General features: G+C 47.7%; 10 protein-coding genes. 7 read left to right on the plus strand and 3 right to left on the minus strand.

Going from position 1 to position 14350, the window contains the following annotated elements; translation table 11 throughout:
- Positions 1-170 precede the first annotated feature (170 nt).
- The 4 genes from M654_RS13285 to M654_RS13300 all read left to right on the plus strand — a co-directional run bounded on the left by M654_RS13285 (position 171) and on the right by M654_RS13300 (position 5905).
- The gene (locus M654_RS13285) at positions 171-1742 is read left to right on the plus strand and encodes an alkaline phosphatase family protein (RefSeq protein ID WP_026587373.1); all 1572 of its coding nucleotides are present in this window, start codon (positions 171-173) and stop codon (positions 1740-1742) included.
- A gap of 139 nt (positions 1743-1881) precedes the next feature.
- Positions 1882-2358, plus strand: a complete 477-nt coding sequence (locus M654_RS13290) for a MarR family winged helix-turn-helix transcriptional regulator (RefSeq protein ID WP_026587374.1) — start codon at positions 1882-1884, stop codon at positions 2356-2358.
- Positions 2355-4082 (plus strand): ABC transporter ATP-binding protein, encoded by a 1728-nt coding sequence (locus tag M654_RS13295; RefSeq protein WP_026587375.1) that lies wholly within the window; start codon positions 2355-2357, stop codon positions 4080-4082. The genes M654_RS13290 and M654_RS13295 overlap by 4 nt, the downstream gene beginning before the upstream one ends.
- Positions 4079-5905: an ABC transporter ATP-binding protein gene (locus M654_RS13300; protein ID WP_026587376.1), complete on the plus strand. Its 1827-nt coding sequence runs from the start codon at positions 4079-4081 to the stop codon at positions 5903-5905. The genes M654_RS13295 and M654_RS13300 overlap by 4 nt, the downstream gene beginning before the upstream one ends.
- A 57-nt stretch (positions 5906-5962) precedes the next feature.
- Here M654_RS13300 and M654_RS13305 read toward each other — a convergent pair whose 3' ends face one another.
- Complete coding sequence (locus M654_RS13305; protein WP_026587377.1) at positions 5963-7528, minus strand: alkaline phosphatase D family protein; 1566 nt, start codon at positions 7526-7528, stop codon at positions 5963-5965.
- Between the two features lie 397 nt (positions 7529-7925).
- Here M654_RS13305 and M654_RS13310 point away from each other — a divergent pair, with 397 nt between their 5' ends.
- Positions 7926-9080 carry a cytochrome P450 gene (locus M654_RS13310; RefSeq protein WP_051290414.1) on the plus strand — a complete coding sequence of 385 codons (1155 nt, stop codon included), beginning with the start codon at positions 7926-7928 and terminating at the stop codon, positions 9078-9080.
- Between the two features lie 45 nt (positions 9081-9125).
- Here M654_RS13310 and M654_RS13315 read toward each other — a convergent pair whose 3' ends face one another.
- On the minus strand, positions 9126-9842 hold the full coding sequence (locus M654_RS13315) for a 3-ketoacyl-ACP reductase (RefSeq protein ID WP_026587379.1): 717 nt from the start codon (positions 9840-9842) through the stop codon (positions 9126-9128).
- Positions 9843-10154: 312 nt separating this feature from the next.
- Between M654_RS13315 and M654_RS13320 the strand changes: the two genes are divergently transcribed.
- Together M654_RS13320 and M654_RS13325 are read left to right on the plus strand one after the other, a co-directional pair.
- Complete coding sequence (locus M654_RS13320) at positions 10155-11591, plus strand: MDR family MFS transporter (protein ID WP_026587380.1); 1437 nt, start codon at positions 10155-10157, stop codon at positions 11589-11591.
- A 148-nt stretch (positions 11592-11739) separates the two neighbouring features.
- Positions 11740-13779 (plus strand): molybdopterin-containing oxidoreductase family protein, encoded by a 2040-nt coding sequence (locus M654_RS13325; protein WP_026587381.1) that lies wholly within the window; start codon positions 11740-11742, stop codon positions 13777-13779.
- A 68-nt stretch (positions 13780-13847) separates the two neighbouring features.
- On the opposite strand, the gene M654_RS13330 is transcribed toward M654_RS13325, so the two are convergent.
- Positions 13848-14327 carry a MarR family winged helix-turn-helix transcriptional regulator gene (locus tag M654_RS13330; protein WP_026587382.1) on the minus strand — a complete coding sequence of 160 codons (480 nt, stop codon included), beginning with the start codon at positions 14325-14327 and terminating at the stop codon, positions 13848-13850.
- Between the last annotated feature and the right edge of the window lie 23 nt (positions 14328-14350).

Below are 14350 nucleotides of genomic sequence, written 5' to 3' on the forward strand. Positions count from 1 at the left end.
TCGTTTTTTCACTTTTATCCTCCTTTTAAATGATTAGATTTCCCCCATTTAAAAAAATGATCGTTAAAAAGGCCGGAAATAATGTAGAACCTATTTCCAGTTATAAAAGGGGCGTCCACCTGGGAAAATATGTGTTCAGTAACGCTTTAGGGGAAAGGAGTGAAGCCGTTTTGAAAAAGTTCATCATGATGTTTGCCGTTTTCTTATGCGCACTGATTATATTTATGATATGGCTTAACACCGGAGATGAAAAACAGGGACGGACCAATGAAAAAACAGCGGTTGTCAAAACTGCCGAAAAGCCTGTCATTGTACTGATCATCGATTCGTTAATGGATGTTCCTTTAAAAAAAGCGGTCAAAGAAGGGCGCGCTCCAGCGCTGAAATTTTTTCTTGAAAACGGCCGCTATGAGCCTGAAGTCGTGAGCGCCTATCCGACGATGTCTGTGTCGATTGACAGCACTTTACTGACAGGAACCTATCCCCATATCCACCATGTGCCCGGGCTTGTCTGGTATAACGAGAAGGAAAAGCGTCTCGTCAATTACGGCAGCGACAAAAAAGAGATGGTCTCACTCGGTCTCAAGCAAACGATCAAGGACGGAATGTATTCGTTAAATCATCGTCATTTAAGCACGAAGACGACAACGATCCATGAAGATTTAGAAAAACAGGGAAAACAGTCGGCCTCTGTAAACGGGCTGATCTATCGCGGGAATCACCGGCACGAGTTAAACATTCCGCCGCCGCTTAAACGGCTGAAGCTGATGCCGGAGAAGATGAGCATCAATGGTCCGGCGCTCTTTTCGCTCGGCCGGTTTGCCCAGCTGAATCCGGAGAACCGCGACCATCATATTTGGCAAAGGTATGGTGTGAATGACAAATTTACGGCGCAGGAAGTCTCTTATTTAATCAAAAAGCACAAGCTTCCGGCGTTGACAGTAGCTTATTTGCCCGATTTTGACCGTGTTGCCCATCAAAAAGGCCCGAACAACATGAATGGCCTTGAAAAAATCGATGAAGAGCTTCAGCGGATGTTAAGCACTTATAATTCATGGAGTGAAGCTTGTCAGCAGGCGGTGTGGGTGATCATGGGAGACAGCGGCCAGACGGTGATCGGAAAAGACAGAGATAAAGCCGTCATCAGGCTCCATTCCGTATTTGCTGATGACAGGACGGCCGATATAAAGGGTCCGCGGAATCAAGACCAGCTTATGTTTGCCGTCAACGACAGAATGGCATTTATTTATTGTATCGAGCAAAGCATGCCGGTTAAAGGAGCGGTAAATACATTGAAGAAAGACGGAAGAATCGGTTTTGCCGCTTGGAAAGAAAACGGCTGGATCTATGCCGATTCAAAGCAGGCGAAAGAGCCGCTTCGTTTCCGACCGGGTGGACGCTATACGGATTCTTACGGACAATCGTGGTCTATCGGCGGGGACTTCTCTGTATTAAATCTTTCAGTGAACGGGAGAATGCTCCGCTACGGGGATTACCCCGATGCCCTCGCCCGTCTTTACAGCGCCCTCCACTCCCACAGCGGCCGATACGTCGTCGCCGACGCGAAACCGGGTTATCAATTTGCCGCAGAAAAATCCCCTCTTCATCTCGGCGGAGGCGGACACGGCTCCCTCTATAAAATGGATAGTCTGGCACCGATGATCATTGTCGGATCGGATGAAGCTCCGAAACATCTTCGTCACGTTGATTTAAAAGAGTTTTTTATCCGATTGACCGAATAGCCTGATTCGTTCCTGAAGCGATCAGGTTTTTTCTTTTGTCCAGGGGTTCTTCGTTGACATTTTTTTGTTGTTCTTTGTAATATATTGATAGCTATTTAGTTTACTTACTTAATTAAATTTAAAAGAGCAGGTGCAAGCGATGAAACAGGATGACATCAGCCGGGAAACGGTTGAACAATTAATTCAGGCGTTTAGCCGGGTGCGTTACTTGGAAATGAAACACACGATTCCCTCTCAAGACTGGAAAAATAATGAAGGGAAAGCATTAATGTTTCTAAATGAAAATGCCGGAAAAGAAGGGAAAATGGTATCGGAAATCAGCCAGGCGCTGCACGTTACCTCCCCTTTTGCCACACAGCTTTTAAACCGGCTGAATGAAAAAGGACTGATTGACCGGCGCATGGATCAAGGTGATCGAAGGATCGTCCGGATTTTTTTAACCGATAAAGGTAAAAAAGCGGCAAAGGAAGTGAAAAAAGAACTCAATCAATGGTTCATCCAGCTGGCCGCTTATATTGGCGAAGCGGAAAGCAAACAGTTTGCCGAGCTAGTCCATAAAATGTCCGACTTTTTGGAGCTCGGCCTAAAAAAAGACGAAAAGAAGGTTGAAAGATGATATCTCTCTTAAAATTTTTGAAGCCTTATAAGCTGCAGGTGATTCTCGTTGCAGCTTTTACACTGTTCGGCAGTTTGCTTGAACTATATTTGCCTACATTAATGGCCGATGTCGTTGATGTCGGGATCGTCAACTCAGACATGGGATACATCCTCAAAAACGGTGTATGGATGATTCTTTGTTCTCTCCTGGCGATCATCATGACGGTCGGCAAAGCTTTTTTCTCATCCAAAACGGCCCTAGGCTTCGGCAGGGACATTCGGCGCAAGCTGTTTGTGAAAGTCGAACATTTTTCGCTGGAGGAGTTCGGGAAGGTCGGGTCCGCCTCCCTCATCACGCGGACGACAAATGATGTCAAACAAGTTCAAGATGTGCTCAATATGATGCTCAACATGATGACAAGAGCCCCGTTGATGTTAATCGGCGGGATTGTGCTGGCCGTATCAAGGGATGCAAAGCTGTCGATCATTTTCCTGGCGTCTCTTCCGATACTGGCTGGCTTAATTTTTCTGATTACTAGAAAGGCCGTCCCTCTGTTTGGCGTCCTGCAAAAAAAGACGGACCGTCTCAACCTCATCCTTCGGGAAGGATTGACGGGTGTCCGTGTCATTCGCGCATTTAATCGTGTAGATGAAGAAAAAAAGCGGTTTGAACAGGCAAACAAAGAATTTCGGGATACGGGAATCGCTGTTAACAGAATCATGGCCTTCCTATTTCCGGTGATGATGATCATGATGAATTTCACGAACATCGCCATCATCTGGTTCGGAGGAATTCGGGTTGATGAAGGCACCATGCAGGTCGGTAACTTAATGGCATTCCTGCAATATGCGTCCATGATCTTGTTCGCTTTGATCATGCTTTCCATGACATTCGTCATGATTCCGCGAGCGCAAGCATCGGCGGACCGCATCAATGAACTATTGATGATCGCTCCTAAAATCTCCGATCCAAAGCAGCCGACTGAAGATAGCGGGCTCTATGGCCATGTTGAATTCAAGGATGTCACATTCCGCTATACCGGCGCGGAAAAGCCTGTCCTTGAACAGATTTCATTCAAGGCAAAGCCGGGCGAAACCACCGCGATCATCGGCAGTACGGGTGCGGGAAAAACGACCATCCTGCAATTGATTCCGAGGTTCTTTGACATCGAAGAAGGGGCTGTGCTTGTAGACGGAATCGATGTGCGGAAGATCCCGCAAAAAGAGCTGCGCAAGAAAATCGGCTACGTGCCGCAAAAAGCTTCATTATTCAGCGGGACGATTCGCGATAATATCCGCTTTGGCAAAGAAGATGCGACTGAAGAGGAAATTCTTGAGGCGCTTGAAGCCGCCCAGGCCTCAGAGTTTATCGAAGGCAAGGAAAACGGAATCGACGCTTATATCGAGCAGGCCGGCGCCAATCTTTCAGGAGGCCAAAAACAGCGGCTTTCCATCGCCAGGGCATTGGTCAGAAAACCGGAGATCTATCTGTTTGACGACAGCTTTTCAGCGCTTGATTACAAGACGGACAAAAAGCTAAGAGACGCGCTGGAGAAAAGAACCGCCGACGCCGCCGTGATCATTGTCGCACAAAGGGTCAGCACGATCACGGAAGCGGATCAAATCATCGTCTTAAATGAAGGGAAAATCGCCGGGATCGGCACACATCAACAATTGCTTGCGGAAAACAAGATTTATCAGGAAATCGTCGCATCCCAGCAAGCTGAGGAGGAGAGCGCATGAGCAAAAAAGAAAATCGGCACCCCGGCTCATCCCCAGCAGGTATGAAGCCTGAAAAACCAAAGGAGTTTAAGAAAACACTCTTGAGGCTGGCCGGCTATTTAAAACCGCGGACTTTTCAGCTTGTGCTGGTCTTCATCGCGGCAATTTTAGGCACCTTGTTTAATGTCATCAGCCCAAAGCTTCTCGGTGATGCCACCTCCTCCCTTTTTGCGAGCTTTACGAAGGGAACCGGTGTTCAGTTTGATTTCCTTGGCCGGATTACGCTGACTTTGGCCGGTCTTTACTTGCTCTCGGCTTTATTTACATTTTTGCAGCAGTACATGATGGCCGGAGTGGCGCAAAAAACGATATTTGAAATGCGTCAGGAAGTTAATGAGAAGCTGACTCGCCTTCCTTTAAAATACTTTGACGGTCATTCGCACGGCGACACACTCAGCCGTGCAGTCAATGATATCGACAATATTAATAATTCGCTGCAGCAGGCGCTGACACAGATGATCACCTCGGTCATCACCATTGTCGGGATCATCATCATGATGCTCTTGATCAGCCCTTGGCTGACCCTTGTCGTATGTATCACCATTCCGCTGAGCATGATTGCGGTGAGGCTGATCGCTTCCTTCTCACAGAAGCATTTCAGCAGTCAGCAGCATGAGCTCGGCGCAATCAACGGCCATGTTGAGGAAATGTTTACTGGACACCAGGAAGTAAAGGCGTTCGGACATGAGGAAAAAGCGATTCAGCAGTTTGATGAAGTCAATGAACGGCTGTACCAATCCGGCTGGAAAGCGCAATTTATATCCGGACTGATGATGCCGATGATGACCTTTATCGGCAACCTCGGCTATGTTTTTGTCAGCATTACGGGCGGTATTTTCGTCTTAAACGGCGCCATGCTGGTCGGGGGCGTGCAGGCTTTTATTCAATACACCCAGCAGTTTTCCCAGCCGCTTGTCCAGGCCGCCGGAATCGCCAACACGATTCAGTCTGCGATCGCTTCGGCGGAAAGGGTCTTCAGCCTGTTGGACGAAGAAGAGGAAAAACAGGAAACACCTGCAGACATCGACACTGAGATATTAACCGGCGATGTGTCGTTTGAACACGTCGCGTTCGGCTATGACAAAGATGTACCGGTGATCCGCGATCTACACCTCGATGTCGAAGAGGGCCGGACAATTGCGATCGTCGGACCGACCGGTGCGGGAAAAACGACGATTATCAATCTATTGATGCGCTTTTACGAACTGAACAAAGGTCGGATCAAGGTGGGCGGAATTGATCTTACCGAGCTCTCGCGCGAGCAGGCGCGCAGCATGTTTGCGATGGTCCTTCAGGACACCTGGCTTTTTAACGGCACGATCCGCGACAATATTGCGTATGGGCGTGAAAATGCGACAGACGAAGACATCATCCAGGCGGCAAAAGGCGCATATGCCGACGACTTTATCCGCACCCTGCCTGACGGCTATGACACGGTACTTGGCGAGGATGCACAAAATATTTCGCAGGGGCAAAGGCAGCTCTTGACGATCGCGAGAGCCATTTTGGCCGATCCGAAGATTTTAATTTTGGATGAAGCGACAAGCAGTGTTGACACCCGTACGGAAATGAATATCCAAAAAGCGATGAACAGGCTGATGGATAACCGCACAAGCTTTGTCATCGCCCACCGCCTATCCACCATTAAAGATGCGGATCTGATTCTTGTCATGAATCACGGAGACATTATTGAACAAGGAACCCATGAAGAGCTGCTCCGGCAAGATGGTTTTTATGCTGATTTGTATAACAGCCAGTTTTCCCGGGAAGAAGCCGTCGGATAAGATTTTAGGCTGTGCCTGAAAGCGTGAGTGAAACGCTTTTCTGGCACAGCCTTTTCTTTACATGTCGGATGCCCGGCGGACGCCCGGCCGTCCATTTTCGCAAATAAATGAGGCGGCGGTAGTAATTGGTGCGCCCGGCCTTGAGACATAATCAAGCATTCGATAATCGGCCCGCCAAGATTGCGGCGTCACCGTACAGCGGACATAGCCGCGCTGATCGCTAAAAAATTTCAAATGAGGATTTTCCATAAAAAGGGTCTTGGGGTCCAGCGAACTTGCCCGGTCTCCTCCCGAGCTCACGGAAGTTCCGGCAAATTCAGCGCCCACTGTTGTGGAATTGGGGTTGTCAAAATCGCTTTTAATGTCAAATACCCAGTTGGTATGCACGTCACCTGTCAGGACAATCGGATTGGAAATATGCTGTTTTTGTAAAAACTCGACGACCTCGTTTCGTTCTGCTGAATATCCGTCCCATCCATCCATTGGTAAAATTTTCACATCACCGGCCTGGTGGTCGACCTGTGAAAAAAAGACCTGCTGGGCGAGTACATTCCAAATCGCCTGAGAACTGCGGAGTCCCTCATATAGCCACCTTTTCTGCTCCTGGCCTAAGATGCTTCTTGAAGGATCGGTTGAATCAAAACTGGGCGGCTTATTGCCGTCATTATTGGCCTGGTCGTCGCGGTATTGGCGTGTGTCAAGGATGTTAAACTCGGCTAAATCGCCGTATGTGACTCTCCTGTACATTTGCATATCCGCTCCCTTCGGAAGCGACGAAGTCCTGAGCGGCATATGCTCATAGTAGGCCTGATATGCACTTGCCCGTCTCAGAATAAAACGATCAGGAGATTGATTTTTTTCAGGAATGAGTCCGGCGTAATTGTTTTCCACATCATGGTCGTCCCATGTGACGATCCATGGAAACAGTGAGCGGGCCCGCTGATAGTCGGCGTCAAATAAGTACTGGGCGTGGCGCGTTCTATAGTCTTCAAGCGTTAAGGTCTCCGCGCCTTTATGGAGCCGGACATTCTTGGCTGCTGTCCCTTGGCCGTATTCATAAATCGCGTCACCTAAATGCAAAACGAAGTCAAGGCTTTCTTCCGCCAGTCGGCGGTACGCCGTATAGAACCCCTCTTCGAAATGCTGGCAAGAGACAAACGCAAATGCGAGGTGATCCACTTTTGCCGTTTGGAGAGGAAGTGTTTTTGTGCGGCCGATTTGGCTGGTTTCATAGCCGGCATGAAAACGATAATAATAAATGCTGTCAGGATCCAGCCCGTCTACTTCGACATGGACAGAATGGGCATACTCGCGCTTGGCGGCCGACTCCCCCTGTCTGACGATATTCCGGAAGTCGATATCTGTGGCAACTTCCCATTTGACCGTCACATCTTCCGGGGGCATCCCTCCGCCGTTCAGCGGCTCAGGGGCAAGGCGTGTCCACAGCACGACGCCGTCGGAGAGAGGCTCGCCTGAAGAAACGCCCAAAGTAAACGGATAAGCGGTAAACTTCGGAACTTTCTCCGCAGCTGCTCTGCCCCCCGGTTCTTTTGCTGTCGGTGCACCGCCTGACATTCTTTCATGAAATGCTTCCAGATACCTCTTTGAAATATTTGTTTTCATTACACAGTCCCCTTTACGATTCATAATGAAAAACAGTCCAGAGGCTTTATAACCGGCTTTTCACTTCTCATTCTCTTTTGTAAGCGCTATCAATCCTTTCATCTTTTAAAATGTGATGCTATTTTAAATCTAGCAGACATCGCCTTGAATGTAAATAGATTCCATGTCCTTCCCGCTTAAAGATGAGAAGTGATCAGCCCTACTCTTTTTCTCTTTATTAAAAGCGTTACTTTTGTCTAATTGACAATTTCTTCATAGTATGTCCGTTGAAAAGGGTATAAAAATAGTGATAACGTAAACATATGAACCGGTTCAGGCATGTAAATAACGAGCTTATAAAGGAGAGTTGACCGTGGCAAAATCCATACAAACCAACCGATATGCCAACTGGATTCCAATGAAAGAAATCCGTGCAAATGAAGACCGGCTGTTCCCCTTTCCGGTTTATAACAGACTTCGGCAAACAGAGCCAGTGCGTTATGATCATGATCGCCAGTGCTGGGACATATTTTCGTATGAAGATGTTCAATATGTGCTGAAAAACCCTAAGCTTTTTTCTTCAAAACGCGGCGGTGATATGGAGGGAAAAAGCATATTAACAATGGATCCCCCAAGACATACAAAAATGCGGGCGATCGTCAACAAGGCTTTCACACCGAAAGCCGTGAAACAGCTTGAAGCGCATATTGAAGAAGTCACGGCTTTTTTGATCAATCAAGCCGAAAACAAAGAATCGTTTGATGTTGTGGATGATTTGGCCGGACCGCTTCCGGTTATTATCATTGCTGAACTGCTGGGCGTACCGGCAGAAGACCGGCTTATGTTTAAACATTATTCAGACATCCTTGTTTCCGGTGCGAAAGACAGCTCTGATGAAGCGGTCGAACAGATGAACAAAGAGCGGGACGAAGGCAACCGATTTTTAAAGGAATACTTCAGAGACATTATCAAGCTGCGCCGGAAAGAGCCGAAAGAAGATTTAATATCGCTTTTGATTCAGGCGGATGTCGAGGGCGAATCCTTGTCTGAAGAAGAATTGCTCAGCTTTTGTATACTCCTTTTAGTCGCGGGAAATGAAACGACAACGAATTTGATTGCCAATGCCGTCCGCTACTTAACGGAGGATGTCAAGGTACAGGAAACGGTTCAGAACGACCCATCCCTCGTTGTCCAGCTTGTCGAGGAAACGCTGCGCTATTATCCGCCCGTACAGGCGATTGGCCGCGTGGCGGCTGAAGACGTAGAGATCAAAGGCGTCCCGATTCAAAAAGGAGAATCCGTCATCAGCTGGGTCGCTTCAGCTAACAGGGATGAAACAAAGTTTAATGACCCTGAAATCTTTAAGCTTGACCGCAAGACAAATCCTCACATGAGCTTCGGCTTTGGCATTCATTTTTGTCTTGGCGCTCCCCTCGCCCGTCTGGAAGCGAAAATCGCGCTCTCTCACCTGCTGCAAAACTTCCGGATGGAAAGGGAACGGACAGAAGTGCTTGAAGCGATTCAGAGTCCATTTGTATTCGGGGTTCGCCATCTTCCCATACGGCTTTCATAAAAATGAAAACAGGACGGGTTTAAAAACCCGTCCTTATCGTTTGACTTATGGATTTGTAGACCACATGCCCGCAGATTTAATAAAAATGCGCGGATGCAGTTTAAGCTGGGCTACCATAAATTCAGCGAGATCCTCCGGCTGCATGACGCGTTCAGGGTTGCCGTCGGTTAATTTTGAATCGATGGCTAAATCTGTTGCAACCGTGCTCGGCGTAAGGGCGCTCACTCTGATGTTGTGCTTTCTGACCTCTTGCATTAACGATTCGGTCAGCCCGAGCACGGCAAATTTAGATGCGCTGTATGCGCTCGTTCCCGCTGCGCCCCTTTGACCCGCTGTTGAAGAAATATTAATGATGTCCCCCGCTTTTCTTTCCACCATTTCAGGTAAAACGGCGCGCGTTACATTGTATACGCCCATCAGGTTGACCTGGATGATTGATTCCCACTCTTCCGGCGTTTGTTCAAGAAACCCTGCAAATCCTCCGATACCGGCATTATTAATGAGGATATCAATCTGGCCGAGTTCCCCTTTAATGGATTGGACTGCGCTTTCCACCGCTTTTAAATCTTTCACATCAGCTGTGCTGACAGACACTTTTACACCGAAAGGCTTCAATTCTTCAGCCGCTTTTTCCAGATTGGCTGTCGTGCGGCCGATCAGGCCGATATGGACGCCTTCTTTTGCCAGTGCGATCGCAGCCGCACGGCCGATTCCTCTGGCCCCGCCTGTAATAAGAGCTGTTTTGTTTTGTAAAGATTGCATGACGAAACTCCCTTTCTCTATGTAAGTCACAAGGAAAATTATAATGAAACCTTGCAAGAATAGGCAAATAAAAAGGTTTGGATCACCTGCCCCATCATCAGGACGTACTGCAATAATTTAGAAACCAAACAACATTATTGTAAATCTGTAAAAGACCAAGTATACTCATATAGTCGCGGTAAAAACCTAACCTTTGAAGCGGATAGCGAAACTCGTGAGAGATGCGGATATACATGATAGAATCGTCTTTTTCTTCGCCTCTCATCTTGTGCAATATCTACATTAGAAAGACGAAATAACAGGAGGAATGGTATGGAAAAGACCCAAACCTTTAATTCTAAAGCTATACTTATCACCTTCATGATTGGCGCGTTCTTTGCCATATTAAATGAAACCTTGCTGAACATTGCGCTGACGGAGCTGATGACCGTTTTTCATGTTGACGCTCCGACCGTTCAATGGATGGCGACCGGATTTATGCTTGTCATGGGCGTTTTAATGCCTGTTTCCGCGTTACTCATTCAATGGTTTACGACAAGGCAAATGTTTATCGGCGTCATGACGGTGTTTTTGACAGGAACCGTGATCGCCGGCTGTGCGGTCAATTTTCCGATGCTTTTGACCGGACGCATGATTCAGGCTGTTGGTACGGGATTGTTAATTCCCATTATCATGAATGCATTGCTTTTACTCTACCGGCCTGAAGTCCGCGGCAAAATCATGGGGACGTTTGGACTGGTGATCATGTTCGCCCCTGCCATCGGCCCTACGTTGTCAGGTGTCATTGTCGATGTCCTCGGCTGGCGCTGGCTGTTTTTTATCGTGATTCCTTTTGCGTTATTTTCCATTTTGTTTGCAATGAAATATTTGCAGAATGTCGGTGAAGTGACGCGCCCGCGTGCGGATTTTCTCTCGATCATCCTCTCCACGATCGGGATCGGCGGAATCGTATATGGATTCAGCAGTGCTGGAGAAGATCCCGAAGGGTTTGCTTCCGTCAAGATCATTGCTGTGATTGTCATCGGTCTGATCAGCCTCGTTTTCTTTGTGCTTCGTCAATTGAAGCTTGATGAGCCATTGCTCGATGTCCGTGTGTTTGCCTATAAAAATTATACACGCGGAGTCTGCATTTTCGTGATTGTCATCATGGCGATGTTTGCCTCAGAAATAGTGATGCCGATGTATTTGCAGGGACCGCTTGGTTTTTCTGCGAAAACGGCCGGTTTGCTGCTTTTGCCGGGTGCTTTGTTAAACGGCCTGATGTCGCCGGCGATGGGCGCTTTATTCGATAAATTCGGGCCGAGAAAGCTCATTATCCCGGGCACAATCGTCTTGATCGGTGTGATGATTTTCTTTAGCAGAATTAATCCGTCTGTGCCGATATGGGCGTTCATTATTGTTTACATCATCCTGATGCTGTCAATCTCTGCGATCATGATGCCATCGCAAACAAATGCTTTGAACGAACTGCCGAAGCATTTGTACCCGCACGGAACGGCGATCTCCAATACATTGCAGCCTGTTGCCGGAGCACTGGGCGTTTCGGTCTTTGTCAGCATCATGACCCAAGGCCAGCAAAGTTTTCTCGATCAGCACAAAGGAGCTGCCGTCAGCAAAGGATTGCTGAATGAAGCGATGACACACGGTGTACATCATGCCTATTGGTTCGCGCTCGCTTTAAGCGTTGCGGCTTTCTTTACCGCGATATTTATCAAAAAGGCGGTTTCGCCTGATTTTGATAAAGAATAAAGTCTTTTTAAGCCCCCGCGTTTCGCTGAAAGAAGCTCGGGGGCTTTGATCATGTTCTTCATAAAGAATAATTTTCAGAATTGACGGGATGTTGTGACATGATATAATGCTAGAATCATACTATTTTTACCGGAAAGGAACGTATCCTATGGAGTCTTATGTTGATCAAAAAGACGGCATTTTTAAATCCGTATGTTCACTTGACTGTCCTGACCAGTGCGGGCTGCTTGTTCATAAAAAAGACGGTAAAATCGTAAAAATACAAGGTGATCCGGATCACCCGGTCACGCGTGGCAACATCTGCAATAAAGTTCGCAATATGAAAGAGCGCATTTATGATCCACAACGGCTGAAAACCCCGCTGAAACGGACGGGCGCCAAAGGCGAAGGGAAATTTGAGCCGATCAGCTGGGATGAAGCCATTGAAACGATCCGCACACGCTGGCAGGAACTCATTGAAAAAGAAGGCGCTGAAAGCATACTGCCTTACAGCTTTTACGGCAATATGGGAAATTTGACTGCTGAAGGAATGGACAGGCGTTTCTTCCACCATCTCGGCTCAAGCCAGCTTGACCGCGCGATTTGCACCCCTGCGGGCTCAACGGGCTACAAATACACGATGGGTGGAAGCATCGGCACAGATCCGGAACATACAACAGAGACAAAACTGTTCGTATTTTGGGGAATCAATGCCGTCTCAACAAACATGCATCAGATCACAATCGCTCAAAAAGCGCGGAAAAACGGGGCCAAAATTGTTGTGATCGATGTTCACAAAAATCAGACAGGCAGAATGGCGGACTGGTTCATCCCGATCCGTCCGGGAACCGACAGTGCCCTTGCTCTCGGCATTATGCACGTGTTATTCAAGGAAAAAATGGCTGACGAGGCCTTTCTCAAAACATACACAGTCGGATATGAAGAACTGCGCCGCCATGTCGTTCAATATGATCCTGACACGGTGGCGGAAATCACCGGGGTTCCGCGTGACGATATCGAAAGGCTTGCCCGTCTGTACGGCGAGACCTCCCCTTCTTTGATTCGCATCGGAAACGGTCTCCAGCATCACGACAACGGCGGTATGATCGTCAGAACGATTGCCTGTCTGCCCGCGATTACTGGGCAATGGACGGTAAAAGGCGGAGGCGCGATTAAAGGCAATACTGCATTTTTAGCCTATAATACAACGGCCTTGCAGCGCCCGGATTTGTTACATGGCAGAACCCCGCGGGTGATCAACATGAATCAGCTTGGAAAAGCCCTTTTGGAAGCCGATCCCCCGATCCGTTCTTTGTTTGTGTACAGCAGCAATCCGGCCGTCGTCGCGCCTGAAGCAAACAAGGTCAGACAAGGACTAGAGCGCGAAGATTTGTTTACCGTCGTCCATGATTTATTCCTGACGGAAACCGCGCGGTACGCAGATATCGTGCTGCCCGCTTCTTCCGCTTTTGAAAATACCGATTTCTATACATCATATTGGCACCATTATACACAAGTGCAAAGACCTGTGATTGAGAAATATGGTGAGAGCAAATCGAATACGGAAGTGTTCCGCCTTCTGGCTGAAGCGATGGGCTTTGATGATGAACCGCTCAAGGACTCGGATGAGGAAATGATCAGACAGGCTCTTCATTATCCGGACAATCCGTGGCTTGAAGGAATAAATTATGAGAGCTTATCTGAAAAGCACTTTGTAAAAGCGAAAAGAGAAGCGATTTTTCCCGACAGGCTCCCGACGCCGAGCGGAAAAATCGAATTGTATTCAAAAACGATGGAACAAGACGGCTATCCCGCCCTGCCGACCTATACACCGCTTGCAGAGACGAGCAATTATCCATTTTTATTCGTACCCGGGCCGAATCACAATTTTTTAAACTCGACCTTTTCAAATAATGAGAAACATATCAAATTAGAAAAGGAACCTAAGCTCCATTTGAACAGACAAGATGCAGAAGAAAAAGGGATTGAAAACGGAGATATGGTAAGGGTTTGGAATGACCGCGGCGAATGCGTGCTCCCGGCGGCCGTCGGTGAAAACGTCCTCCCGGGTGTGGCCGTCAGCCAGGGACTGTGGGCCGATACGAAAGGCGAAAATTATTTGGTGAATGCGCTGACACCCGATCGTTTGGCCGATATGGGCGGCGGTGCCACCTTCTTTTCGGGAAAAGTTCAAATTGAAAAAGCATAGCCATAAAAAAAGACCGGTGTTGATTCACCGGTTTTTTGAATGATCAGACTTGTTTTAAAGGCCCCTATCTACTTCTGTGCTCCCCTTATTTTTTCTACATAGTTTGCGGCAAATTCCGTACTATGTTTGATGAATCTTGTGATAACCTGCAGCTCCTGATCGGTATATCGACTGAAAAGCACCGCAGATTGTTGGGCAAGCTCTTCAAACAGTGAATAAATATTCTCCATGTTTTCCGGCACCAATTCAATCAAGAGCCGTCTTCTGTCTGAGGCATCTCTAGTGCGCCTGGCATATCCCGCGTTTTCGAGCCGGTCGATCACACCGGTGATGGCCCCGGTTGTCAGGGAGCTCTTTTCCGCCAATTCCCCGGCTGTCATGCTCCCTTTACGCGCAAGAATCTCAAGGCATTTATGGTCTGTTGCATTCAATCCGATTTTTTCACCGATCGCCTGGTGCATAAAAACGGTGGCGGTGCTGTGAAATCTTAACTGCTGAATCAGTTCCTCGATGAGCGTTTCTCTTCCTTTTTGATTTGTCCTTGACATCGGCAACACCCTTCTATAAAATC

It is taken from the genome of Bacillus sp. NSP9.1, assembly GCF_000465465.2.
Lineage (GTDB): Bacteria > Bacillota > Bacilli > Bacillales > Bacillaceae > Bacillus > Bacillus sonorensis_A.